General features: G+C 41.8%; 28 protein-coding genes. 23 read left to right on the top strand and 5 right to left on the bottom strand.

Annotation, left to right across the window (positions count from 1 at the left end; translation table 11 throughout):
• The first annotated feature begins 34 nt into the window (after nt 1–34).
• The 21 genes from ACXYMT_RS02170 (at nt 35) to ACXYMT_RS02070 (ending at nt 18,995) form a co-directional block, all read left to right on the top strand.
• Nucleotides 35–1,519, top strand: coding sequence for a DUF5687 family protein (locus ACXYMT_RS02170; protein WP_459057445.1), 1,485 nt, complete (start codon nt 35–37; stop codon nt 1,517–1,519).
• A gap of 1 nt (nt 1,520) precedes the next feature.
• Nucleotides 1,521–2,237, top strand: coding sequence for an ABC transporter ATP-binding protein (locus ACXYMT_RS02165; RefSeq protein WP_459057444.1), 717 nt, complete (start codon nt 1,521–1,523; stop codon nt 2,235–2,237).
• A complete protein-coding gene (locus tag ACXYMT_RS02160; protein WP_459057443.1) occupies nt 2,238–2,558 on the top strand; it encodes a hypothetical protein in 321 nt (106 codons plus the stop codon). It begins immediately after the preceding gene.
• A gap of 125 nt (nt 2,559–2,683) precedes the next feature.
• Complete coding sequence (gene porW, locus ACXYMT_RS02155) at nt 2,684–5,218, top strand: type IX secretion system periplasmic lipoprotein PorW/SprE (protein WP_459057442.1); 2,535 nt, start codon at nt 2,684–2,686, stop codon at nt 5,216–5,218.
• Entirely contained in the window at nt 5,218–5,631 is a 414-nt protein-coding gene (locus ACXYMT_RS02150) for a bactofilin family protein (RefSeq protein WP_459057441.1), read from the top strand. The genes porW and ACXYMT_RS02150 overlap by 1 nt, the downstream gene beginning before the upstream one ends.
• On the top strand, nt 5,591–5,821 hold the full coding sequence (locus ACXYMT_RS02145; RefSeq protein ID WP_459057440.1) for an AtpZ/AtpI family protein: 231 nt from the start codon (nt 5,591–5,593) through the stop codon (nt 5,819–5,821). Before ACXYMT_RS02150 ends, ACXYMT_RS02145 begins: the two co-directional genes overlap by 41 nt.
• On the top strand, nt 5,818–6,222 hold the full coding sequence (locus tag ACXYMT_RS02140; RefSeq protein WP_459057439.1) for a hypothetical protein: 405 nt from the start codon (nt 5,818–5,820) through the stop codon (nt 6,220–6,222). The genes ACXYMT_RS02145 and ACXYMT_RS02140 overlap by 4 nt, the downstream gene beginning before the upstream one ends.
• A gap of 107 nt (nt 6,223–6,329) precedes the next feature.
• Nucleotides 6,330–7,442, top strand: coding sequence for a F0F1 ATP synthase subunit A (gene atpB, locus ACXYMT_RS02135; protein WP_459057438.1), 1,113 nt, complete (start codon nt 6,330–6,332; stop codon nt 7,440–7,442).
• Nucleotides 7,443–7,486: 44 nt separating this feature from the next.
• Complete coding sequence (gene atpE, locus ACXYMT_RS02130; RefSeq protein ID WP_281169110.1) at nt 7,487–7,687, top strand: ATP synthase F0 subunit C; 201 nt, start codon at nt 7,487–7,489, stop codon at nt 7,685–7,687.
• A 92-nt stretch (nt 7,688–7,779) separates the two neighbouring features.
• Entirely contained in the window at nt 7,780–8,280 is a 501-nt protein-coding gene (locus ACXYMT_RS02125; RefSeq protein WP_459057437.1) for a F0F1 ATP synthase subunit B, read from the top strand.
• Nucleotides 8,281–8,284: 4 nt separating this feature from the next.
• The gene (gene atpH / locus ACXYMT_RS02120; RefSeq protein WP_459057436.1) at nt 8,285–8,839 is read left to right on the top strand and encodes an ATP synthase F1 subunit delta; all 555 of its coding nucleotides are present in this window, start codon (nt 8,285–8,287) and stop codon (nt 8,837–8,839) included.
• Between the two features lie 44 nt (nt 8,840–8,883).
• Nucleotides 8,884–10,464: a F0F1 ATP synthase subunit alpha gene (atpA, locus tag ACXYMT_RS02115; RefSeq protein ID WP_324720237.1), complete on the top strand. Its 1,581-nt coding sequence runs from the start codon at nt 8,884–8,886 to the stop codon at nt 10,462–10,464.
• A gap of 30 nt (nt 10,465–10,494) precedes the next feature.
• Nucleotides 10,495–10,833 carry a four helix bundle protein gene (locus ACXYMT_RS02110; RefSeq protein ID WP_459057435.1) on the top strand — a complete coding sequence of 113 codons (339 nt, stop codon included), beginning with the start codon at nt 10,495–10,497 and terminating at the stop codon, nt 10,831–10,833.
• A 23-nt stretch (nt 10,834–10,856) separates the two neighbouring features.
• Nucleotides 10,857–11,717: an ATP synthase F1 subunit gamma gene (gene atpG, locus ACXYMT_RS02105; protein ID WP_459057434.1), complete on the top strand. Its 861-nt coding sequence runs from the start codon at nt 10,857–10,859 to the stop codon at nt 11,715–11,717.
• 251 nt (nt 11,718–11,968) lie between these two features.
• On the top strand, nt 11,969–12,475 hold the full coding sequence (locus tag ACXYMT_RS02100) for a hypothetical protein (protein ID WP_459057433.1): 507 nt from the start codon (nt 11,969–11,971) through the stop codon (nt 12,473–12,475).
• Nucleotides 12,476–12,510: 35 nt separating this feature from the next.
• Nucleotides 12,511–13,965 carry an oligosaccharide flippase family protein gene (locus tag ACXYMT_RS02095; protein WP_459057432.1) on the top strand — a complete coding sequence of 485 codons (1,455 nt, stop codon included), beginning with the start codon at nt 12,511–12,513 and terminating at the stop codon, nt 13,963–13,965.
• A 30-nt stretch (nt 13,966–13,995) separates the two neighbouring features.
• Nucleotides 13,996–14,427 (top strand): dUTP diphosphatase, encoded by a 432-nt coding sequence (dut, locus tag ACXYMT_RS02090; protein WP_459057431.1) that lies wholly within the window; start codon nt 13,996–13,998, stop codon nt 14,425–14,427.
• A 169-nt stretch (nt 14,428–14,596) separates the two neighbouring features.
• Nucleotides 14,597–15,607: a sugar nucleotidyltransferase gene (locus ACXYMT_RS02085; RefSeq protein ID WP_459057430.1), complete on the top strand. Its 1,011-nt coding sequence runs from the start codon at nt 14,597–14,599 to the stop codon at nt 15,605–15,607.
• A gap of 22 nt (nt 15,608–15,629) precedes the next feature.
• A complete protein-coding gene (locus ACXYMT_RS02080; RefSeq protein WP_459057429.1) occupies nt 15,630–16,988 on the top strand; it encodes a tetratricopeptide repeat protein in 1,359 nt (452 codons plus the stop codon).
• A 7-nt stretch (nt 16,989–16,995) separates the two neighbouring features.
• Nucleotides 16,996–17,775 carry a DUF4292 domain-containing protein gene (locus ACXYMT_RS02075; protein ID WP_459057428.1) on the top strand — a complete coding sequence of 260 codons (780 nt, stop codon included), beginning with the start codon at nt 16,996–16,998 and terminating at the stop codon, nt 17,773–17,775.
• Nucleotides 17,772–18,995, top strand: a complete 1,224-nt coding sequence (locus ACXYMT_RS02070; RefSeq protein ID WP_459057427.1) for a murein hydrolase activator EnvC family protein — start codon at nt 17,772–17,774, stop codon at nt 18,993–18,995. Before ACXYMT_RS02075 ends, ACXYMT_RS02070 begins: the two co-directional genes overlap by 4 nt.
• Before the next feature lie 221 nt (nt 18,996–19,216).
• On the opposite strand, the gene ACXYMT_RS02065 is transcribed toward ACXYMT_RS02070, so the two are convergent.
• Nucleotides 19,217–19,732, bottom strand: coding sequence for an acyl-CoA thioesterase (locus ACXYMT_RS02065; protein WP_459057426.1), 516 nt, complete (start codon nt 19,730–19,732; stop codon nt 19,217–19,219).
• Between the two features lie 266 nt (nt 19,733–19,998).
• Entirely contained in the window at nt 19,999–20,928 is a 930-nt protein-coding gene (locus tag ACXYMT_RS02060; RefSeq protein WP_459057425.1) for an HU domain-containing protein, read from the bottom strand.
• A gap of 95 nt (nt 20,929–21,023) precedes the next feature.
• On the opposite strand from ACXYMT_RS02060, the gene dprA reads away from it, so the two are divergent.
• Nucleotides 21,024–22,124: a DNA-processing protein DprA gene (gene dprA, locus ACXYMT_RS02055; RefSeq protein WP_459059136.1), complete on the top strand. Its 1,101-nt coding sequence runs from the start codon at nt 21,024–21,026 to the stop codon at nt 22,122–22,124.
• On the opposite strand, the gene trpS is transcribed toward dprA, so the two are convergent.
• On the bottom strand, nt 22,121–23,089 hold the full coding sequence (gene trpS, locus ACXYMT_RS02050) for a tryptophan--tRNA ligase (RefSeq protein WP_459057424.1): 969 nt from the start codon (nt 23,087–23,089) through the stop codon (nt 22,121–22,123). The genes dprA and trpS overlap by 4 nt on opposite strands.
• Before the next feature lie 74 nt (nt 23,090–23,163).
• Between trpS and ACXYMT_RS02045 the strand changes: the two genes are divergently transcribed.
• Complete coding sequence (locus ACXYMT_RS02045) at nt 23,164–23,910, top strand: lysophospholipid acyltransferase family protein (protein ID WP_459057423.1); 747 nt, start codon at nt 23,164–23,166, stop codon at nt 23,908–23,910.
• Here the strand turns inward: ACXYMT_RS02045 and ACXYMT_RS02040 are convergent.
• Both ACXYMT_RS02040 and ACXYMT_RS02035 read right to left on the bottom strand, forming a co-directional pair.
• Nucleotides 23,907–25,205, bottom strand: coding sequence for a hypothetical protein (locus ACXYMT_RS02040; protein ID WP_459057422.1), 1,299 nt, complete (start codon nt 25,203–25,205; stop codon nt 23,907–23,909). The genes ACXYMT_RS02045 and ACXYMT_RS02040 overlap by 4 nt on opposite strands.
• On the bottom strand, nt 25,206–25,748 hold the full coding sequence (locus ACXYMT_RS02035; protein ID WP_459057421.1) for an RNA polymerase sigma factor: 543 nt from the start codon (nt 25,746–25,748) through the stop codon (nt 25,206–25,208).
• Nucleotides 25,749–25,799: the final 51 nt, after the last annotated feature.

Raw genomic sequence — 25,799 nt, 5'->3', positions numbered from 1 at the left:
GTAAATTTCCATACTTGTAGTATAAAGCAAAAGGATGTACAAATACTTCATTTCTCTTCAGTGGAAAGCTTTTTACCGCTCGGCCAGTTTTGGCAGGAGCCTGGGTTTAAAGATCTTCATGGCGTTCATCGCCATTTATTTTTCGCTGGTGTTCCTCCTTCTTGGAATAGGTTTGCATCCCTTGCTTAAAAAAGCTTTTCCTGCAGAAGAACCTTTGCAGATAGTGAATCGTTTTTTGCTGGTATATCTTGCTCTGGAAATGATCATGCGATTTATGCTACAAACGCTGCCGGTGATGACGGTGAAACCCATGCTATCCCTTCCTATTCCGAAACAAAAAATGGTGAATTATGTTCTTCTGAGATCTTTATTCTCTTTTTTCAACTTTTTGCCCCTGTTGTTGTTCATTCCTTTTGCAGTATTTACCTGGTACGCAACTGACCTGCCCTGGTTTGCAATATTAGCCTGGACAGTAGCTGTTATCTCTCTGGTCCTGAGTGTAAATTACTTCAATTTTCTTCTGAAAAAGAGGTTTATGGATGATCTCAAAGCATTGCTCCCATATATCCTGGTCGCACTTATCTTCTTTGGTCTGGAGAATTATGGAATTTTCAGCATCACCAAAGTATTTGGTGCCGGACTAAATTATGTGCTGGAAATGCCCTTTTTGGCACTCCTGCCTTTAGTGCTCCTATTTGCCTTATTTAAGTGGAATCAAAAGGTTTTGAAAAGCAGGTTCTACCTGGACGAGTCTCTTAAAGGGAAAGTCATTGAAGCAAAATCCCAGGATTTTCAATGGTTAAGAAGATTCGGAGATATTTCGACATTTCTTCAGCTGGACCTAAAAATGATATGGCGTAACAAACGACCAAAGACACTAATTTTTATTTCTTTACTCATCATGGGCTACGGATTGATCTTTTATCCGCAGGAAACCTATCAGAATATGCCTTCTATTTTTGTCTTTGTGGGGATCTTTATGACGGGGATCTTTATGATCAATTTCGGTCAATTTATTCCTGCCTGGGATTCGTCGTATTATTCTATGATGATGGCCCAAAATATTCCGCTAAAGCAATACCTCAATTCCAAGGCAGCTTTGATCACCTTTAGCATCGTGATTCTTACTATACTCACTACTCCATATGTGTTCTTTGGATACGATATTCTTTTGATCAATATAGTGTGCGCTATTTATAATATAGGAATTAATGTGCCGGTGCTGTTGTTTGCGGGATCTTTTAATCGAAAACGGATCGATCTTGAAAAGAGCCCTTTCATGAACTACCAGGGAACAGGGGCGGCGCAGTGGCTGGTAGGTCTTCCGCTGGTGATCCTTCCAATCTTACTTTTTTGGGCCCTAAACAAGTTCCATTCCTTCGAATCGGGGATATTAGTGTTGGCAGTATTAGGCCTTCTGGGGATCATTTTTAGAAAAGGTATCATGGAACAGGTGACAGAATCGTACAGAAAAAATAAATATGCTATGATCAACGGCTTCAAACAAACAGGTGAATAAGATGATAACAGTTACAAACCTTTCTAAAGTATACGGCGGCACAAAGGTGCTGCAAATTGATCATCTTGAAATTTCGCGGGGCCAGAGCTTTGGCCTGGTAGGAAATAACGGAGCAGGAAAAACCACTTTTTTCAGCCTCTTACTGGACCTTATTCAACCTACTACCGGGAATGTTTTTAATAACGAAATTACCGTAAGTCAAAGTGAAGCGTGGAAGCCCTTTACCTCTTCATTTATAGATGAAAGCTTTTTAATTGGATATCTCACACCCGAAGAGTACTTTAATTTTGTCGGGGAACTACGCAACCGGAATAAGGCTGATATTGTTGCTTTCCTTCAGAATTTCGAAGAATTCTTCAACGGAGAGGTTTTGGGAAGAAAGAAATACCTGCGCGATCTCTCTAAGGGAAACCAAAAAAAGGTAGGAATAGTAGCTGCTTTAATTGGGGATCCAGAAGTCGTGATCCTGGATGAACCCTTTGCCAACCTTGATCCAAGTACACAGATAAGGCTTAAAGCCTTAATAAAAGACCTTACTGCCGATACTGATACAACTTTTCTTATCTCCAGTCACGACCTCATTCACGTGACTGAGGTTTGTGAGCGTATTGTAGTGCTGGATAAAGGGCTTGTGGTGAACGACATCAAAACCTCTGAAGCTACTTTGAAAGAACTGGAGCAATACTTTGCAGGGGGATACGCTAAAGAAATAGGATAAATGGTATTAAGGATCTGGCACGGCTATACTACCCCTGGAAATGCAGATGCATATGAGCAGCTGGTAACTTCCAGGATCTTTAAAGATATTGAGACAAAAACAGGTGAAGGTTTTAAAGGTGTAGAACTTCTGAAAAGAAAACTGAACGAAGAGGAGATCGAATTCACTACCATGATGAGGTTTAAAGACCTCGAAACAATAAAAAAGCTAACGGGAGAGGATTATGAAACTGCCTATGTACCCCCGGAGGCCAGGGAACTTCTGTCAAGGTTTGACCTAAGAGTAACACACCTAGAAGTCGTTCACTCCGGGATACTTTAGTTTGGTCACTTAGAGATAATGCCGCGAACCCGGGTAATTTGCCCGGAAAAATTACCTATTTTTACCCTTCCACAATAATATTTGCGGCACTTATAAGTTATTGCTAATAAGAAGAATCTGTTGACTTGGAAAAAATTCTAAAGGCCACTGCCGTTTTACTCCTGTTGGTTGCCTTGACGGGCTGTTCGAGAAAGAAAAATACCTTTCTTAATCGCAACTGGCATGCCGTCACGGCTGAATATAACACCTTGTACAATGGAAACATCGCTCTTGATCTTGGAATTGAGGCGCTCAATGAAAGTTATCTTGACAATTACTGGCAGATCCTTCCGGTAGAGCGTATGGAGATAAGAGATGAAGTCATGGCCCCGGGTGAAACTCTCAATCCTAATTTTGTCGTAGCCGAAGAAAAAGCTGTAAAGGCTATTCAAAGGCACTCCATGCTCATAGAAGGATCAGAGAACAATCCGCAGATAGATGAAGCTTATTTGTTGCTGGGAAAAGCCAGGTATTACGATCAAAGATTTGTACCGGCCCTGGAAGCTTTCAATTACATACTTCACAAGTATCCACTAAGCAATACTATCAATGAAGCCAGGATATGGAGAGAAAAGACCAATATGCGCCTGGAATTTGATGCGTTGGCTATAAAGAATCTTAAGAAGATCCTCGAAAGTGAGAGGCTCCAAGAGGAAAACCGGGCAGAGGCTTCTGCCATGCTTGCTCAGGCTTATTTAAATATCAATGCTCCCGATAGCGCACTTGCCCATATTCGTCGTGCTGCCGAGATCACTGATAAGAAGAACAATGAAGGCCGTTACTGGTATATCACGGGGCAGCTATATGATGTTTTGGGAAAACCCGATAGTGCCTCCTATGCCTTTGACCAGGTTATCGAACTTAACCGGAAGATTCCGCGTATTTATCTTGTGAATGCCATGATACGGCAAATTGAGTATTTGAATGCTACTGCCGGAGAAAAGGCTGTGGTGCTGGAACAGCTAACCGAATTGGCCGATGATCGCGAAAACAGGCCTTACCTGGACAAGATCTACTTTCAACTGGCAGAATTCCACTATCAGCAGGATTCTATACCACTTGCCATGGAGTATTACAACCGTTCTCTCCGTACCCCATCTAATAATACCTACCTGCAGTCCCTGGATTACCAAACACTAGGAAATATCAATTTTGATGCAGCTAATTTCGAGGTTGCCGGAGCTTATTATGACAGCACTCTCACAAAACTTTCTGAGAATAGTAGAGAATTTAGATTGATCAAACGGAAAAGAGATAATCTGGATGATGTTATCTATTACGAAAATTTGGCTGAGGAAGCTGATAGCATTCTATATGTAGCTTCACTTACAGAAGAGCAGCAATTAAAATATTTCGAGGATTATACAGCAAAACTAAGGGAGCAGGCTACCAGTGAAACTCAAAAACCCGCGCAGGAGCAGGCCGCACAGAATTTCTTTGAGAACAAACGCCCTGCAATGCCCGGGGTACCAAATCCCGGATCTTCCTTTTACTTTTATAATCCTACTGCAGTGGCTTACGGTAAACAGGAATTCTTCAGGTTATGGGGTGACAGGGAATTAAATGATAACTGGAGAACACGTAGAATGAGTGGTGGAGGGGAAGATCTTGCTACTAGTGGAGTCAATGACCTTATTGAAAACGACCCCAGGTATAACCCTCAAACTTATATAAGTAGAATCCCTACGAATCCGGCGGAACTGGACAGCATTAAGGGCGATCTTAATTTTGCCAGTTATCAACTCGGTTTGATCTATAGAGAAAAATTTAACGAGAATGAGTTGGCTGCGGAAAGACTGGAATTCCTTCTGCAGAATGATCCAGAGGATCGACTTCTTCTTCCGGCCAAATACAACCTGTTTAAGATCTATACCGATCTTGGAGTGACGGCCAGAGCACAATCTCTCAAAAATGACATTTTGGTGGCCTATCCCGATTCGAGATATGCTGCCATTATTTCTAACCCAGAGAGCCTATTAAAGGATGAGAACAATCCGACCTCAGTTTATGAAGAGCTCTATAAAAAATACGAGGATCAAAAATATGCCGAAGTCATTACTGAAACTGAAGTCTACATCAATGATTTTGCCGGTGACGAGATCGTTTCTAAACTTGAGCTATTAAAAGCCATGGCCGAAGGACGGCTTTATGGATTTGAGAAGTACAGGGAAAGTCTTAATTATGTTGCCTTAAATTATCCACAAAGTATTGAAGGGAAGAAAGCCCAGGAAATTCTTAATAAGGCATTGCCTTCCTTGGCATCAAACCAGTTTGTCTCAGATTCTACATCAAATTCCTTCAAACTTGTGTTTCCCTTTGAGAAAGGAGAACAAAAGCAAGTGATAGAGCTAAAAGAGAAAATTTCGGCTGCACTTGAGGATTCCAACTACACAGGAGGGGAGGTCTCCCTGGATGTGTATGATGAGAAGAAAGATTTTGTTGTAGTACATGGCTTCTCTTCAGTGGCAGGAGCAAAAACTTTTGCACAACGCCTGGGCGATAATAAGAAATACAGCGTTGACAAAAATTATTTCTATATTTCCACCCCAAACTACAGGATCGCACAGATCCATAAAAATATTGAAACCTACTTAACTTCATTAAACACCCCCCCACAGTAATGTTTAAACAGGAAAAGGCAAAATCGGCAACAGAAAACAGCAAAGAACAGAACAAGATCTCCCACGGCACCAAGATCACCGGGAATATTGAATCCAAAGGCTGTTTTAGAATTGATGGATCTGTTGAAGGCACTGTAAAATCTGCTGCCAAGGTAGTAATTGGCAAAGATGGAGCTGTTAACGGAGAGCTGGAATGTGAAAATGCAGATATTGAAGGAAAGTTCAATGGAATTCTTAAGATCTCCGGAACGCTTAGCCTTAGAAGCACAGCAGTAATAGAAGGGGAGGCTACAGTATCAAAATTAGCTGTTGAACCGGGAGCTACTTTTAACGCCACCTGTACGATGAGAGGTGGTGTAAAAGCCATTCGAAATGAAAGAGGAGAAAGACAACAACAAGAACAGTCAGCTTAAGAACTGGGCTATCTTTACCGGCATCGCATTTCAAATGGGTGCCACCATTTTCATTTGCGCATGGATAGGCAAAAAGTTGGATGAGAGATATCCTATGGAGAAGAATTGGTTCACCATTGGTTTCGTTCTTTTTGGACTGGTGGCTTCTGTCTATGTTGTTCTAAAACAACTCAAACGCTACAATAATTGAATTCCTTAATACTAAAAGATCTTTTCAGGTTCTCTATTCTTCTCTTTATAGTAGCCGGAATAAGCTATGGGTTGCACTATGGCCTCTTCACCTATATGTATCCCGATAGGTCACTTGATCTTGTGAATTTTGCATATAAATTCAATGTGGGTATTACTCTGTTATTTACTTCCACCATAATTTTGGCCAGTGAACATCTCAAGGAACAATTGGGATTTATCTTCCTTGTTAGTGGAATGGTGAAGCTGGGGATCTTCTTTTATCTTATTAAAACTTCAGGATTTGTCTTGAGCAAATCTGTCTTTTTGCATTTTTTTGTTCCTTATGCTCTTTGTATTATAGTAGAAATCATCTATATCTCAAAAATTCTAAATCGCACTAACTTCTCTAAAGACAAGTAATTAGGGCTGTTTGCCTTCAAAAAAACAATTAGGGTTCTTAGGCTGCTTTTTTTTATATAATTATGTACATTTGCAGCCAAATTAAAGGACTGTAATTTACCCGGAAAATGCAAAAGGAAAACGTTGCGAAGTTTTTATTAGCCTGTCTTTTAATGTTTGTGAGTTACAACTCTCAGGCATTTGGTGTTAAAGAACCTCAGGAAGGTGAGGATGCAAAGGTCAATACCGAAGAGGAGATCGAGGCATATATAGATCATCACCTACAGGATTCTTATTATGTGAATTTCTTTTCAGATGGGGAGACTGGAGCTCACTATGGTTTTCCACTTCCTGTAATTCTTTGGGATGATGGCCTGAAAGTATTTTCTTCAGGGAAATTTCATCACGGGGAAGACCTTGTAGAGGTTGACGGTCAGCATTACAGACTTTATCACTCTCACATTTATAAGACTGATGCCGAGGGAACCATAAATTATAACGAAGCTGGTTTTCCTGAAAACGAAAGACCCTGGGATTTTTCGATCACAAAAAATGTCCTGACCATGATGTTGGTTGGATTGCTAATGTTTGTTCTTTTCAGTCAGCTTGCAAAAACCTATAAGAACAGACCTATTCCGAAGAAATTTGGCCGTGTTCTTGAGCCACTTGTGCTTTATGTTCGTGATGAGATCGCAAAGCCAAATATTGGTAAAAACTATAGAAAATATACAGGTTTCCTTTTAACGGTATTCTTCTTTATCTGGATCCTGAATCTACTTGGAATGACACCGCTTGGCGTAAACGTTACTGGAAATATTGCTGTAACCTTCGCTCTTGCACTTGTTACTTTCATTATTGTACAGTTTAGCGGAAATAAAGATTACTGGAAACACATTTTTTGGATGCCTGGTGTGCCTGTGCCAATGAAGATCATTCTTGCCCCTATCGAAGTGTTGGGAATGTTCACTAAGCCGTTTGCACTTATGATCCGACTTTTTGCGAACATGACTGCGGGTCACGTGATCGTAATGACTTTACTTGGTTTGATCGTGGTATTCCAGAACTGGATCGCAGGACCTGCTTTCTTTGGGTTTACAATATTCATTTCGGTCATAGAATTACTGGTAGCTTTTCTTCAGGCGTATATCTTCACTTTGCTTAGCGCCTTGTACATAGGTATGGCAGTTGAAGAGCATGATCATCATCACCCTGCCGACAATGAAGATATCCCGGTATTGTAGTATAAACATATTTAAGAGTAAGTTTAATTTTTAATAAATAAGTAATGGAAGAAGTTTTGAACTTAGATTTGATTGGAGCTGGTCTAATTATTATTGGAGCTGGTTTTGGTCTTGGTAAGATTGGTAGCGCTGCAATGGAAGGAATTGCACGTCAGCCAGAAGCTGCCGGAAAAATCCAGACTGCAATGATTATTATCGCTGCACTTTTGGAAGGTGTTGCTTTTGCTGCTCTTTTCGCAGTTTAATCAATCCAAAAAAACATCAGGCTTTGCAGCGGTTGGCTGCAAGGCTTGATTTATTACAAAAAAATTAAACGATACAAGAAATAAGATAGAATATGGAAAAGTTAGTCAACGATTTTTCTTTTGGATTGTTTTTCTGGCAGATCATCATTTTGGTCGTGCTGGTGCTTTTGCTGAAAAAGTTTGCCTGGAAACCTATTTTAGACGCCCTTAATGCAAGAGAGCAGGGAATTCAGGATGCACTTGATTCTGCTGAAAATGCACGTAAAGAAATGCAGAATCTGCAAGCCGATAATGAGAAATTGTTACAGGAAGCCCGCATGGAGCGTGACAACATGATCAAGGAAGCAAGACAGATCAAAGAAAAGATGATCTCTGAAGCCAAGGAAGATGCGCAAAGAGAAGGAGAAAAGATGATCCAGCAGGCAAAGGCGACTATCCAGACTGAAAAGAATGCTGCTCTTGCCGATATTAAGAATCAGGTGGCTACGCTTTCAGTTCAGATTGCAGAGAAAGTAGTAAGAGAAGAACTTTCTTCCAAAGCCAAGCAGGAAAAGCTGGTTGAGGATATGCTTGATGATGTCACTTTAAACTAAGAAGATGCAGGGAAGCAGAGCAGCCGCGAGATATGCCAAAGCGCTTTTGAGCCTGGCCAAAGACAAGAATGTTACTAAGGAGGTGAATGAAGACATGAGCCTTATTAGTAACACTATAAAAGACAGTGAAGATCTTCAGGCATTTTTGAAGAGTCCCGTTGTCAAGAATACCATGAAGAAAAATGCCCTTTTAGAGATCTTTAGATCTGTGAATGGTGTGACTTCAGGATTGTTCGCAATTTTGATCGAGAACAACAGACTTGATATTCTTCCGCTTGTAGCCAAGGAATATAACCGACTTTTTGATGAGATGAATGGAGTGCAGGTAGCAAAGGTTACAACTGCAATTCCATTGACTCCTGCTCTTGAAGCTAAAATTCAGCAAAAAGTAAAGGAATTAACAGGTAACGAGGCTAAGATCGAGAATATCGTTGATGAGAGCATCATAGGAGGTTTTATTTTAAGAGTGGGCGACATCCAGTATAATGGAAGCGTTAGCTCCCAGCTTACTAACCTCAAAAGAGAATTACAGAATAACACATACGTAGCAAAAATTTAATTAAAACCGTTGCGCCCGGGCGCAGCATTTTATTCTAAATAATTATGGCAGAAATTAATCCGGCTGAAGTATCAGCAATATTAAAGAAACAACTTTCCGGGTTTGAGGCTAAGGCTTCACTTGACGAAGTAGGTACTGTTCTCAACGTTGGGGATGGTATCGCTAACGTCTACGGACTTTCCAACGCACAATACGGAGAGTTAGTTGAATTTGAAGGCGGATTGGAAGGAATTGTACTTAACCTTGAAGAAGACAATGTTGGGGTAGTACTTTTAGGTCCATACAAACAAGTAAAGGAAGGAGCAACCGTTAAAAGAACACAGCGTATTGCTTCTATTAATGTTGGAGAAGGAATTGTAGGACGTGTTGTTGACACCCTTGGACAGCCAATTGATGGTAAAGGTCCAATTGAAGGTGAAACATTCCAAATGCCATTGGAGCGTAAAGCCCCGGGAGTAATTTATCGCCAGCCGGTAACCGAGCCTCTTCAAACAGGGATCAAATCAATTGACGCCATGGTGCCAATTGGACGTGGACAAAGAGAGCTTGTAATTGGTGACCGTCAAACAGGTAAGACCACTGTGGTTATTGATACAATTCTTAACCAGAAAGAATTTTACGATGCAGGGGAACCTGTTTATTGTATATATGTGGCGGTAGGGCAGAAAGCTTCTACAGTTGCGGGTATTGCAAAGACCCTTGAAGATAAGGGAGCTCTTGCCTATACTACTATTGTTGCTGCAAACGCATCAGATCCTGCTCCTATGCAGGTTTATGCTCCTTTCGCAGGTGCTGCGATCGGGGAATATTTCAGGGATACAGGACGTCCTGCATTGATTGTTTATGATGATCTTTCCAAGCAGGCTGTTGCCTACCGTGAGGTATCATTGCTTCTAAGACGTCCACCGGGACGTGAGGCATATCCTGGAGACGTTTTCTTCCTTCACTCGAGATTACTTGAGCGTGCTGCAAAAGTTATTGCAGATGACAGTATTGCGAAGAACATGAACGACCTTCCGGATGTTCTAAAAGATAAAGTAAAAGGTGGAGGATCGCTTACTGCACTTCCGCTTATTGAGACCCAGGCGGGTGACGTTTCGGCTTATATCCCGACAAACGTTATTTCGATCACCGATGGACAGATCTTCTTAACATCAGATCTTTTCAACTCAGGGGTACGTCCTGCGATCAACGTAGGTATCTCTGTATCACGTGTGGGTGGTGCTGCACAGATCAAGTCGATGAAGAAAGTTGCCGGTACACTTAAACTTGACCAGGCACAGTTCCGCGAACTTGAAGCTTTTGCCAAGTTTGGATCTGACCTTGACCCTGCAACCCTGAACGTAATTGAAAAAGGTAAGCGTAACGTGGAGATTCTTAAGCAGGCAGAGAATAACCCTTATCCTGTAGAGAACCAGATCGCGATTATCTATGCAGGATCCAAGAACCTGTTGAGAAATGTTCCGGTTGAGAAAGTTAGAGAATTTGAAAAGGATTACCTGGAATATCTTGATGCCAAGCACAGGGATGTACTTGATCAATTGAAAGCAGGTAAATATACAGACGAGATCACCGACACGCTTACAAACGCGGCGAAAGAAATCTCGGCGAAATATAAGGCATAAATGCCAGTGCTGAGTTAAGAGTTATGAGTTATGAGCAAACTGGACAATAGCCCGATCAGGATTAAAAGTTTTCAGTTTGCTTGTGACATTGTTCTCTTCACTCGGATACTCAAGAAGCAGAATGAATTTGAGCTGGCTTCTCAGCTGTTAAAAAGCGGAACAAGCATTGGAGCCAATGTTAGGGAAGCCCAAAGAGGAGTAAGCACAAAGGATTTTAAGAATAAATTTGGTATTGCTTTAAAAGAAGCCGATGAAACCAAATATTGGTTGGAGCTAATTGAAGCAACTTCGAATAACGATTGCAAAAATTTAATTGTGAAGTGTGAAGAGTTAATGAAGATTTTGGTGTCAATAATTAAGAACTCTTAACTCCTAACTCATAACTTGAAAAAATGGCCAATTTAAAAGAATTAAGAAGCAGGATCACCTCGGTTTCCTCAACCATGCAGATCACTAGTGCCATGAAAATGGTATCGGCTGCAAAGTTGAGCAAGGCACAGGATGCCATTACCGCTATGAGACCGTATTCAGAAAAACTTTCTGAGTTACTTCAGTCTCTAAGTGCAACTCTTGACAGCGATAAATCGAGCAAGTATTCTGAGCAAAGGGAGGTGAACAAGGTGCTAATGGTGGCGATCTCCTCAAACCGTGGATTGGCAGGTGCTTTTAACTCAAACATTGTAAAGGCCTCAAAGTATGTAGCTAATCGCGATTACAACGGCAAGGATGTGCAATTTTACACCATAGGTAAGAAAGCAAATGACATTCTTAAAAAAACTCACAACATCTATAAAACTGAGACTGCCATTTATGACGATCTAAGTTTTGAGAGTGCCGAAGCTATAGCGCAGGAACTAATGGATCTTTTTGTTGCAGGTCAGTTCGATAAGATCGTTTTGGTTTATAACCAATTCAAGAATGCCGCCACACAAGAAGTGCAAACCGAGCAATTCCTTCCAATTGTACCCGTAGAGAAAGATGAGAACGTAACCCTGGATTACATTTTTGAACCTTCAAAAGAAGAGATCGTGTTGGAATTAATTCCAAAGTCTCTTAAGATGCAGGTGTATAAAGCATTACGTGACTCTTTTGCTTCAGAACATGGGGCTCGTATGACTGCGATGCACAAGGCGACCGATAACGCGCAGGAGTTAAGGGATTCGCTTAAATTATCCTACAACAAAGCCCGTCAGGCTTCCATTACAAACGAGATCCTTGAGATCGTTGGTGGAGCAGAGGCTTTGAACAAATAAGTATAGGAATTTAGCTGAGATTCAGCTTTTTTGAAACTCCGCATCTCGATGCGGAGTTTTTTTTGTGCAGTCACAAACCTCATGATCTTTCCTCAGGTTTAATTTAATGGGCTGTAACCTAATATTTTAAAGAAGATGTCTTGACTCTGGATTCTTGTAATGGAGGGTTCCTAAATCCTTCCGATGAAGGGATAGCATTTTTTTGGTACTAAATTTGCCTTTAATTTCCCGAACCCAATAAATATTTTGGCATGAAACCTTTTATTCTCTCTTTTTCTGCACTTTTGATAATCATGAGCTTTAGTAATTGTGCCAATGGAAAACAGCTTCAGGAAGAACCACCAAAAGCCGTAAAAGAAGCGTATTATACTACCTGGACGGGAGGAGTGAAAGGTGCGGGTTCCGGATTTAATTTATTTATTCCTGTGGCTGCCGATTCAGAAATAGAAATGGATACGGTGTATTTCCGCGGAAGAAAAGGAGTGCTGGAAAAAGAGCCGTCAGACCCAAATCTTTATGTTGCCCGTTTTAAAAATCCCGGAGTGAGTAAGGATTTTGTGATGCATAAGGATCCTAAAATGGAATACGGGAATGAACTTCCGGCAGTGATTGAAAAAATTCCTTTTGAACTTGAAGAAGGAGAAGCTGTAGTGCGATACACAAAAGACGGAGTAGAGAAGTTCTTCAGAATAAAAGACATCCAAAAAAGGGATGATGGCGAAGTGCGGCTAAAAAACCCTGAAAACATTCAGCATTAATAGTACATTTGTGAGGAAATCACAAGCAGGAACTATTGGCGCTTTTTCAGAAGCTATTTAAACAAACCTTTATTTACGGAGTTGCCACAGTGGTGCCCAGGATGCTATCTTTCCTGTTGCTTCCGCTCTATTCGGCCTATTTACCTACCGAGGGTTTTGGGGAAGTAGCCATTGTCTTCTCCTGGATGGCAGTTTTTAACGTGCTGCTGGCCTATGGGATGGAAACCTCCTTTTTCAGGTTCTTTCACCAGGAGAATTTTCGCAAAGAAGTGACTGCGACTTCTGCACTTTCACTTTTAGGGTCAACGGCGATATTTCTTGTTCTCGGTTTCGTATTTATGGATAGCATATCGGCCGCCACAACCATTGCTTCCCATTACGTTTTATATGTTATTCTCATTCTCGCGCTGGATGCCCTCGCAACTATTCCCTTTGCCTGGCTAAGGGCTACAGAAAGGCCTAAAGTTTTTGCTGCAATCAAGATTGGTAACGTCGCGGTAAACCTGGCTCTCAATATTTTCTTTATTATATACCTTCCAAAAATAGCATCCCAAAATGCCTTTTTTGAGACCATATATATACCAGATTTCGAGATCGCTTATATCTTTATTGCCAACCTCGTTGCCAGCGGACTCACTCTTCTGGTGATGCTGCCATTCTACCTTAAGTTGCCCTACACCTTCAATCGTGAGCTGTGGAGCAAAATGTTGACTTATGGAGCGCCAATTTTAATTGCAGGAATTGGTTTTGTGATCAATGAAGTCTTTGACAAGATCCTGTTGGCCTGGCTTTTACCCCAGGACATTGCAAAATCGGAGGTTGGTGCCTATGCCGCCTGTTACCGGCTTGCCCTCTTTATGACCCTTTTTGCAACGGCCTTTCGGTTGGGAATTGAGCCCTTCTTCTTTAGTCATGCAAAGGAGAAGAATGCGCCTCAAACCTATGCCACAATCACTAAATATTTTGTCATTTTTGGAGCGCTGATTCTGGTGTTGGTCACCATTTTTTCCGATCTTCTTAAACTGCTGCTTATTAGGGATTCTTCCTATTGGGACGCTATGGTTGTGGTACCCATGATCCTGGCGGCTAATCTTTTCCTTGGAATTTATCACAATCTCTCTGTATGGTACAAGGTTAGTGACCGCACAAAATTTGCAGGCTATATTTCCCTTTTTGGTGCCGTAGTTACGCTGCTGCTTAACTTTTGGCTTATTCCATATTACAGTTATGTAGGTTCTGCTATTGCCACAATGGCGGCTTATGGTAGTATGATGTTGCTTTCCTTTTACTTCGGAAGAAAATATTATCCCATTCCTTATGATCTCAAGCGAATAGGAAGTTATCTGTTGATCTCCCTCACTTTTTCGGGCTTGTATTTCTACCTTTTTAGGAATAATTATTACCTCGGAAGTTTATTAATTCTTATCTTTTTTGCCCTTATTTATTTTGCTGAAAAAGATCAGTTAAAACAAATTTTAAAGAGGTCTTAAAAATGCCAGTTCTGAAGAAAATTTTTTAAAATGAACGTAAAGATTATCAATAAGTCCGGACACGAATTGCCGGCATATGAAACAGGTTCTTCCGCCGGAATGGACCTGCGGGCGAACATTTCTGAACCTGTTACTCTCGCTCCCCTGGCGCGAGCCATAATTAAAACCGGACTTTTCATAGAATTGCCTGTGGGCTATGAGGCGCAGGTACGCCCAAGAAGTGGATTGGCTGCCAAAAAAGGGATAACCGTTCTCAATTCTCCCGGCACAATAGATGCAGATTACCGTGGAGAAATAGGAGTGATCCTGGTAAACCTTTCCAATGAAGATTTTACAATTCAGGACGGGGAGCGAATTGCCCAAATGGTAATTTCACGCCACGAGCATATTAGCTGGAAAGAAGTAGACAGTCTGGAAGAAACTTCACGGGGCGCCGGTGGCTTTGGTAGCACGGGAGTTTAAGTTGGCAGTATTCAGTGCCCAGTTGGCAGTTTTTGCCAACTAAACTCGAAATCTCGGTATTCTTTCGATGAGGGGTCGGGGGAGAAGATGAACAACAAACCAAAAACTAAAAACAAATAGAGCAGAGTGAGATCTTACATCTCATATCTAAAATGTCAAATCTAGAAAAATGAAAATCATAGTTCCCATGGCGGGTCGCGGGTCGCGACTTCGTCCACATACCTTAACAGTTCCTAAACCTTTGATTCCCATTGCCGGTAAGCCAATTGTGCACCGCCTGGTTGAAGATATCGCTAAAGTTCTTGATGAGAAGATAGACGAGATCGCTTTCATCATAGGAGAAGACTTTGGCGAAAAAGTAGAAACCGACCTTAAGAACATAGCCAAAACCCTTGGAGCAAAAGGCACGATTTACTACCAGGATAAACCTTTGGGTACCGGTCACGCCATTATGTGTGCAAAGGATTCTTTGGAAGGCCCCGCAGTGATCGCCTATGCCGATACACTATTTAAAGCCGATTTTACGTTAGATAAAGAAGCCGATGCGGTAATATGGGTAAAACAGGTTGAAAACCCCTCAGCGTATGGCGTAGTGCAGTTAAACGAGAAGCGGGAGATCACCGATCTTGTTGAGAAGCCTACTGAGTATGTTTCAGACCTTGCAGTTATCGGTATTTACTATTTCAAAGATGTAGCTGTTCTCAAAAATGAACTGCAGGGAGTTCTTGATAATAACATAATCCGTGGCGGTGAATATCAGATCAATGACGGAATCGAGGCCATGAAGCAGAAGGGGGCGAGATTTGTTCCCGGCAAGGTTGATGAATGGATGGATTGTGGAAATAAGCAGGTAACGGTTGAAACCAATACCAGGATGCTGAACTTCCTTCAGGAAGATGGGGAAGACCTTGTTGCTTCAAACATTGAAATGGAGAATTCAGAGATCATTGAGCCCTGCTTTATTGGAGAAAATGTAGTACTCAAAAATGCCAAGATCGGGCCTAATGTTTCTATTGGAAACGGAACTAAGATTTCTAACTCCACCATTAAAAATAGTCTGATTCAGACTTTTGCTGAAGTTGAAAATGCTGATCTCGAAAACGCGATGATCGGAAATTTTGCGAAATTCAACGGCAAATTCACCGAGATAAGCATCGGGGATTATTCGGTACTGGAATAATTTCCCAAGCCTTTACAAATGCATGAAAAAAAGTCTTTACATAATCCCATTTTTGATCCTGCTGCAGCCGGGGAATCTTTCCTATGCTCAGGAGAAGCCGGTGGTGGAAATGGCGCAGGATGATCTTGGAGATGTAACAGACGCTTTTCAGGAATTTTTCTTTGAATCCCTTAAGCAAAAGGCAATTGAAAACCATCAAAAAGCTATAGATGCCCTGGTGCAGAGCCTGGCATTAAAGCCCGATGAGCCTGTTGTATACCTGGAGCTTGGGAAAAACTATAACGCCTTAAGTAAATATTCACAAGCCGCTGTATATTTAGAAAAGGGGCGTAAAGCAGTTCCTGAAAATGAGGGAATACTTGAGGAACTTTACACCGCTTACTTTCAAAACAAGGAGTATGACAAAGCATTACTTGTGGTGAAAGATCTTGCTCAGCTCAATTCGGCCTTTTCTGAAGATTTGGTAAACCTTTACATCCAGAATGAGCAGTATGATAATGCGCTTGCTCTATTGGATTCCCTGGACCAAACTAAAGGCTCCAGCACTTATAGGGAAAGTCTTCGAAGGCAGGTTTACGCCATGACTAACAATGTAGGAGCACAGATCTCCGACCTGCAGGAAAATATTGAAGAAGATCCTCAGAATGAACAGGATTATTTGAATCTCATATTTGTCTACAGTGAGAATGGCCAGGTAGAAAAGGCTTTTGAGACAGCTAAAGAGCTCCTTGAAATGAACCCCAATTCGCAGCTGGTCCATCTCGCTCTCTACAAGTTCTACATTACCGAAAATGAAGCGGAAGAAGCAGTTAATTCAATGAGAATCCTGCTCGGGAGCGATCAAATAGATGAAGTAACAAAGTACCAGGCACTCAATGATTTTTTGCTTTATGTGACAGAGAATCCATCTTTGGAAGCAGATTTGATACAGCTGGTAGAGGTATTTTCAGAAAAAGAAAATAATAAAAAAGTATATAAGCAACTCGGAACCTTCTTCATGGAAAAAGGTAATGAGGATTTGGCTTTAAACTATTTTAAAAATGCATTGGAACATGAAAAGGATGATTTTGGTCTGTATCGGGATGTAATCAGGCTGGAAGCAGAAGCCGGGAATTTTGAGGAGGTGAAACTTCTTGCTCAAAAAGGCCTGGACATATTTCCTACCCAGTCGTGGTTGTTCTTAATGGCAGGAACTGCGTACAATGCTCTTAATGAATTCAAACAAGCTGAAGAAGCTCTTTTAACAGGAATAGATTATCTCATAGATGATCCCCAAACAGAAAAAGAGTTTCAGGAGCAGTTAGCCCTGGCTTATCAAGGTCTGAACCAAACAGAAAAAGCAGAAGAAGCCCTTAAAAAAGCTGAAAAACTAGAAAATTAGACATTTAATGACCTACAAGAATTTATTCGCCCTCCTTCTTACAACGTTCTTCCTGGTTTCCTGTGGAAGTACCCGAAAGGCAAAAATGGGAACAGTTGCTCCCGAAGATGCCGCCGTTGCTGCTGTAGTTGATCAACATTACGAGAACGAAGTGGATTTCAACACTCTTCAGGGGAGACTTAGCCTGGATTATCAAACTGAAGAAAGGAGCCAGAGTGTCACAGTGAACTTCAGGATGAAGAAAGATGATACGATCTGGATGAGCGGGCAGTTGTTGGGAATTCCGCTTGCGAAAGTGATGATCACTCCAAATTCAGTTCAGTTTTATGAAAAGATCACCAGGACCTATTTTGATGGGGACTTCAGTTTATTAAGTGATCTTCTTGGCACTCCGCTGGACTATGAAAAGGTTCAGAATTTATTACTGGGGCAAACCATTTATGATCTTAGGGATGAAAGATATATGCTTACGGAATCTTCCAGGGGTTATCAGCTTCAGCCTGAGCGGGAAAATTTTTTAAAGCGGATGTTTCTGTTGGACGCAGGGAATTTCAAAGCTATAGCTCAGCAGTTAGGGCAAGAGCGGGAAAACAGGAATGTTACTATAACCTACCCGGAATATCAGAAGATACAGGGGCAGCTGTTTCCTTCACAGATCAAGATCATTGCTACTCAAGGTGCCGAAAGCACTCGCATTGATATGAGTTTTAGAAACATTGAATTCAATGTTCCGGTTTCATTTCCTTTTTCAATACCTTCGGGCTACGAAGAAATTAGCATAGAATGAAGATAAAAATTCTATTACGGCATACCCTTGTTGCGGGATTTTTATTAATAGGCTTTCAAAGCTTCTCACAGGTAGACAAGCGTGAAGAGCTGGAACAGCGTAGATTGGAATTGCAGGCAGAGATCCAACGGATAAATTCTCTGCGTACTTCAAATCTTAAAAAGGAGAAATCTATACTTACTGAAGTCGAGGATCTCGACCAGCAAATAAGGTCTACAGAGAATCTTATTCGTGTAACCAATCAACAGGCGAATTTGCTCACCCGGGAGATCAACACCAATCAAAACAGGATTGGAGCACTTCGCAAGGAACTGGAGCAGCTTAAAGAGGACTACAGTAAGATGATCCGTCGCTCCTACAAGAGTAAATCCCAGCAGAGCAGGATCATGTTCCTGCTTTCTTCAGAAAACTTTTTACAGGCTTATAAGAGGCTGCAATACATGAAGCAGTATGCCAATTACAGACATCAACAGGGAGAAGAAATAAAACTTCGTGCCGAAGAGCTTCAGAAGCTAAACCAAAGCCTGGCAGAACAAAAGAAAACTAAAGATAAACTTATAGCCGAAAACAGACAGACCCGTGCTCAACTGGAAAAGAGCAAAAAAGAACAACAGGGCCTTATTGCAGAGGTGCGTAAAAAGGAAGGCCAGTTTGCCACCCAACTTAAAAGGAAGCAGCAGGAGATCAATGAAATTGACCGCGAGATCGAAAGAATCATTGAGGAGGCTATTGCAGCCAGTAATGAAGGAGAAGAATCTCCTTCCCGTAGTGTCTTTAAGCTAACCCCCGAGGCAAAAGCACTGGCCGCCGATTTTGAAAAGAACAAGGGGAAACTGCCTTGGCCCGTGAGAACAGGAACAGTAGTTCTTCGATATGGAACGCAGCCCCACCCGGTTGTAAAAACGGCTACCATGAATAGTAACGGGGTAAGAATAGCAACAGATCCTAACTCTAAAGCACGCGCTGTTTTTGGAGGTACTGTGAGTGAAATCATTGCTGTGAAAGGCTCCAGTCTAATGGTTATGGTAAGACATGGGGATTATATCACCATTTATAATCACCTGGATTCTGTAGATGTACGAAAGGGTCAACAGGTAGCTCTGGGTCAGGAATTGGGAAGCATTGGTATAAACAAAACTGACGGGAGGACCACTCTTTACTTTGTGATGTACAAGAATAACCAGAAGCTCAATCCTGAAGAGTGGATCTATCAGATGTAATTCTTCCTGGGGTCAGGAATCAAGAGAGAATAGCCAGGACGTGTGTGGAGTTGAAGAAAATTCTAAAACACGCTTAGAACCTGTAAAAGAAAGTTATTCTAAAGTTCCGGAGGAGCGAAATATTTGAAGAAACGGGTCAGGAAAAACAAGGAGCTCCGGAGGAGCGGCATATTTTTCCTGAAGGATTATATTCCTTATCTGCCGTTATTTTTACAGAATTCTTAGGGATTTACAAACAACGCCTTAAGCTCTGTTGCGTCGGCGGGCTTCATTTTTCCTGCTAATACAAGGCTTAATTGTTTCCTTCGCAATGCAGCTTCATAGCGCTTCTTCTCCAGTTCTGTCTCCGGTTCTAAAGGCGGAATATTTACAGGAGTTCCCGTTTCATCTACTGCAACAAAGGTATAGATGGCTTCATTTGCTTTACTGCGCTTGCCGCTCTCGCGGTCTTCTACCCACACGTCTATATAGATCTCCATAGAAGATTTAAAAGCTCTCGAGACTTTAGCTTCCACAGTAACAACGCTTCCAAGAGGTACGGCTTTATTAAATGCAACATGATTGACAGAAGCGGTCACAACAATCCGGCGGCTGTGACGTCTTGCGGCGATACTGGCAGCACGATCCATACGCGCTAGTAGTTCCCCTCCAAAAAGATTATTTAAAGGGTTTGTTTCGCTTGGAAGTACGAGGTCTGTAAGGGTAGTCTTAGATTCTTCAGGAGTCCTGGCTTGCATTGCTTAAATTTTCGGCAAAGGTAAGGTGCTTTAGCGTACAATAGAAGTTAATGCCTTATTAAAAAAGTTGGCGGTGATCAGTGGTCAGTGAGCAGTATTTTAAAGTGATCAGTAAGCGGTGGTCAGTGAGCAGAGAAAAGAAAATTGGTATTTGGAATTTGGCCCTCCTTCGCAAAAAGCTACGGCGGGTAAATGCTCGAAATTTTCGGTATCGTACTTCTAAGTTCTAACTTCGCACCTCTAACTTCTTACCTCTAACTTCTTACCTACAGTTCTTCCACCAGTAACCAGGCACCAGGATTGATCTTTTTCACCCGGTAAAGCTTATTAATAGCTTCTCTGCGGGTTTCATGACTGCTATATAGCACCTGATGTAAACCGAACCTGTTTTCACCTATCTGCCGTGCCTTAAAACCATTGGCTTTCAATTCTTCCACGGCTTTAGCTGCATTTTCGGCTTCTCTAAAAGCACCCGCAACAATGTGGAAATTCCCGGTTTGCTTTGAAACCTTTAAAGTTACAGCAGGAAGAGGGTTGTCAATTACAAACGTAGCCTGTTGGATCTGGTTTTCCAGTTGAGAAACTGCTTTTTGTTGTTCGGCAATATTGTGCTCGTTTACTTGGTCACTGTAAACATTAAGCCCGGCAGCACCACTCAAACCTATGGCTAAAAGTCCAACTGCAGCATATTTCAGCCAGCGACCGGCTCTTCTTTCAGGAGTGAAAGCAATAGGAGCCTTTTCTTCGATCTCTTCAGCTTGTTGTTTGTAGATCTCTCTTGATACTGCGCTTCGGGTAAATGTACTGAGACCGAAAGCTTCCTTCATGAAATTTGTCCCTGCAGCAGGTTCAAACTGAAGTTTACCGCCTTCCGTCAAAGTAAAAGAACCAAGGTTCTCAAGATTTACTGTAGTATTCTTTTCAAGAACAAGCTCCAGCTCATTTACAAACTGCCCGATCCTTTCAACCGCTTCCTCATAAGGAACCTTTTCAGCCTCCATCAGGTAGTTCGCTAGAAGACCATCATTCTTATCTAATTTACGGTTAAACGAAACCGTTCTTTTAGGAGGATAGAATTCCCCTGTCTGGTCATGGATCCCGGCTGAATGTTGTTGTGTGATAAAAGCTCCGAATCCCGGAAGGATCACACATTCGTACCGGTAAAGAAGGTCGTGGATGTATTTTGCTACTGCCATTGTAACAAATGTAGAAAATTTTATTTTCTGAAAAAACAGACTGCACATAAATTATTAACAAATATTTAAACTAATTTTCAGGCTTTAATATGGCTATGGAAGCTTCTGAATTACAGTACGTTCTGGCGCTGCAGCATGTCCCTAATCTAGGGGACGCTTCGGCTAAAAAGCTCATTCGGAAGACAGGCTCTGCTGAAGCTGTTTTTAAAGAAAAAAAGTCTGCGCTTTTAAAGATCGATGGAATAGGAAGTTCCAAACTCGGGGATCTATTCTCTCCTAAAAATCTTGAAGCAGCTGAAAGAGAATTGGAATATATTTTTAAAAATAATATTGAAACTCTTTATTATCAGGACAGCAATTACCCCGAAAAATTAAAGCATTGCCTTGACGGTCCTATTCTTCTTTTTAAAAGAGGTAATATGGATCTTAAAAACAAGAAGATCTTAAGCATAGTCGGGACACGCAGAGCTACTACTCACGGCCTTTCCTTCTGTGAAAGACTTATCGAGGAGCTCGCTCCTCTGGATCCTGTGATTGTTTCCGGTTTTGCCTATGGAATTGACATATGTGCTCAAAAGGCTGCCATAAAACACAAGCTCCAAACCATTGGATGTCTCGCCCATAGCCTCAATCAAATCTATCCTGCAGTACATCAAAAGTACATGGCAGGAGTGGAAGAGAACGGAGGCTTTTTAACCGATTTTTGGAGTACAGATGTTTTTGATCGCAACAACTTTTTAAAGAGAAACCGTATTATCGCCGGCCTTAGTGAAGCCACTGTGGTTGTTGAAAGTGCAGAAAAAGGAGGATCTCTTGTTACTGCAGATATTGCCAACTCGTACAACAGGGAGGTGTTCGCAGTGCCCGGTCGTCCTACAGACTTGCAGAGCAAAGGTTGCAATATGCTCCTTAAATCACAGCAGGCACATGTGCTTACCTCTGCTGCAGACATTGCTTATATTTTAAACTGGTATCCGCAAAATGAAATAAAACCGGTTCAGAAACAACTTTTTGTAGAACTGGAAGAAGAGGAGGAGGTACTTTACTCTTATTTAAAAGACAAGGGTAAGGAACAACTGGATCTTATTGCACTTAATCTCAGCATCCCCACCTTTAAGGCCGCAACATTACTTCTCAACATGGAGCTCAAAGGAGTGGTGCGGCCGCTGCCGGGAAAATTGTTTGAGGCAGTCTAATAGCCTAATTTCGTTCTTACTCTGCTTAATACTTCATCGGCTACTTTTCGGGCTTTTCCGGCTCCTACCGCAAGTGCTTCCTCCACCTTTTCAGGGTTTTCCATGTAGTGGTTGTACTGCGCCCGCTCTTTTTCAAAACGGGTGATCAACACCTCGTATAAGGCTTGCTTGGCATGGCCGTAGCCATATCCACCTGCTTCATAATTACGGCGCATCTCGGCAGTTTGTTCTTTAGTAGCAACTAACTTATAAATGTTGAAAACGTTATCTGTATCCGGATCTTTTGGATCCTCCAGAGGAGTACTGTCGGTTTGTATGGCCATTATCTGCTTCCTTAGCTTTTTATCGGGTAGGAAAAGATTGATAATATTCCCTTTTGATTTGCTCATTTTTTCGCCATCAGTTCCCGGGACGTACATCGTCTCTTCAGAAACTTTTGCATCGGGCAGTACAAAGGTCTCCCCCATTTTTGCATGGAAACGGGAAGCCACGTCCCGGGTCATTTCCAGGTGCTGTAACTGGTCTTTTCCCACGGGCACTATTTCGGCATCATACAATAGAATGTCTGCAGCCATCAGGATAGGGTAATCAAAAAGCCCCGCATTGACATCCTCCAGCCTGTCGGCTTTATCCTTGAAGGAATGAGCTAATGTCAATCTTTGGTATGGGAAAAAACAGTTGAGATACCAGGTGAGTTCTGTTACCTGCGGGATATCGCTCTGTCTGTAAAACACCGTCTTTTCAATATCCAACCCAAACGCCAGCCATGTAGCTGCCGTGGAAAGGGTGTTTTCCCTTAGCACTTCAGGGTCTTTAATTTGTGTAAGTGTATGCAGGTTGGCAATAAAAAGAAAGGAATCGTTCTTTGGGTCGTTTGCCATTTCCACAGCAGGAATAATGGCTCCTAAAATGTTCCCCAGGTGTGGAGTTCCGGTACTTTGTACCCCCGTAAGAATTCTGGACATCGGCTTGCTCTATTTTTTCACAAAGGTATCTTTTTTAAAGATTACCTTCAATCCAATTCCTTACTTTTGACCACATGCGCGTACTTAGGTCTTTCCTGGTAGTCTTGTGGAGAATATGGTTTTACATCTTGATGGCCATTCCCATCATTATCTTTTTTCCCTTTTTGCTTCTATTCACTTCCCGCACAAAATTCTATCCCCAGTTCTTCATGATCGCCCGCTGGTGGGCCGCCTTCATTCTTTTTGGAATGGGATTTTATCCTAAGGTCAAGCGGGAACAGAGACTTGTGAAAGGTGAGGCCTATATGTTGGTGGCTAATCACACTTCCATGACCGATATTATGCTCATGCTGGTAACGGTAAAGAATCCTTTTGTTTTCGTAGGAAAAAAAGAACTGGTGAAAATTCCCCTTTTTGGATACTTCTATAAACGAACGTGTATCTTGGTGGACCGCGGGAATCAAAGAAGCCGGAAGGAAGTTTTTGAACGGGCTCAGCGACGCCTGAACAACGGTACCAGTATCTGCATTTTTCCGGAAGGTGGGGTGCCCAATGATCCCTCGGTTACTCTGGATGCCTTTAAGGACGGGGCTTTTCGTTTGGCCATAGATCATCAAATCTCCATCGTACCAATTGTCTTCTATGACAACAAAAAGCGTTTTCCATATGTGTTCACGAAAGGTAGTCCTGGCAAAATGCGTGTAAAGATCAAAAAATTCATCCCAACAACAGGTCTTACGCAGAATGATAAAAAGGCACTTCGGGAAAAAACCCGTGAAGTGATCTTAAATGAATTAAAGGAGGAAAATTGCTGTGGTTAGAACTTGTAACTGAATCCTGTATAAACCCCAAAGAAATACGGTTGCACGTCGCCTGTAGGAGCATCAAAGGTTTTAAGCTGATACTTCAGCATTGGTTCGAGATTCAGCTTGAATTTTTCAGAAAGATTATAATCCACTCCTAGACCGAGGTTGGCACTAAAACTTATATCATTAAGATTATCTGCCTTCCCTTCGGCCTGCAGGTTTGTGGTGTTGAGCACCACCTCATTCTCATCCAGGAATAGAGTACTACCACCACCAATTAGGTTCAATTCGAATTTTCGTTCCCAGAGGTTGATCTCCAATTCTACCGGAACTTCTATATAGCCCATCTTTTGGTTAAGATCTCCATGAATGAATACTCCAGATGGAGTACGATTGGTACTGCTTCTTGTTCTCCCGTTAACATTGCCCGTCACCATTTTCACATCCGGGTCTTTTACTTTAACAAGGGAAGCGTTTCTTACCGGGTAGACTCCGGCGACAGATTGATATCCTACGCCAGTGGTGCTGTAGCTTAAGTCCACGCGATTAACCCCAGATCGCACCTTAATTTTATCGCTGATATTCATAGCTACAGAAACTCCGTAAGAGTAGGTCACTTCTGCTTTCCTGCTTTCGTCAAAGCCCACGTCCAAAGGATTTGATCTTCCTATCTTGCCATAGTAGATGGGAGTTGCGTGGGTAGATACCTCGAAGTTATTTTTTCTTTTGTTGCTGGCAATCTCTGTCTCTTCTGAAGTTTTAAGAGCATCGAAAATGGAAGGTTTTAATTTTTCAGGAACATCATTAGGAGAATCTTTTTTGCTTAAATCGTTGCTGGCTACCGGAACAGGCTTTTCAAAAATTGCATTTTGAGACACTATTTTTGAAGCTTCTTCTTCAGTGCTTCTAAGTTGTTCTTCCTTTTTTGAATTTAAAGCAATTGTATAACTTTCCTTCCGGATTGAAACGCCGGGTCCTATTTCAGCATTATCAATTTCTTCTGCTGAAGGAGTGAAAACAACCGGAGAGTCAACAGGAAGGATAGAGGGCCTGGTGCTCGTTTCTTCTGTGTCCTCATTAGCTACAGTTGCAGAAGGAGTTACGGGAAGCAGCCAGTCTCCCAGCATGAAAAGGAAAGCAAAAAGTGCGGCAACCCCTGCATAGCGGTACCAAAAAGGAACTGCAGTTCTGGGTTTGCGCTTTTCCTGAAGTTTGGATTCGATGGATTTCCAGACAGCATCACGCGGTGCTGCTTCGAAATCCCGAAACTTCTCCTGATAAAGCCTGTCTATGTACTTCTTTTCTTTCATTTATACAGAACGGGCAGCTGTTTTATAAAGACTATTCTCAATTTTCTCTTTAAGGATCACTCGGGCTCTGGCGAGATTCGATTTCGAAGTTCCGGTTGAAATATTCAGCATCTCGGCAATTTCTTTGTGAGAGAACCCATCGAGTACATAGAGGTTAAACACCTGCCGGTAACGATCTGGCAGTTGCTGTATGATCTCCAGTAAATAATCGACAGATACTTCATCTTCTCCTACTTCAATTTCCGGCTCTTTATGATAATCATCTCGAATGATCTCAAAGACTGTTTGTTTCCTATATTTTTGAAGGGCGGTATTGATTACGATCCTCTTCATCCATCCTTCAAAAGAACCTTTGTTCTTGTATTGAGGCATACTTTTAAAGATCATCAAAAATGCATCCTGTAGATTGTCTTCAGCTTGTTGATAGCTGGAAGAGTACTTGAGGCAAACAGGAAACAATTTATGCGCAAACATCTTGTAAAGCTGCTCCTGCGCCTTTATGTCCTGCTTTTTGCATCTTTGTATGAGTTGTTTAATGCTCAATAGTCCAAAATTTAAGTGCTGTTGAAAAATGGCGGAATAGTGTCCGCTTTT

The organism is Salinimicrobium sp. CAU 1759, assembly GCF_054482715.1.
This window is presented reverse-complemented; position numbering and strand designations above follow the sequence as displayed.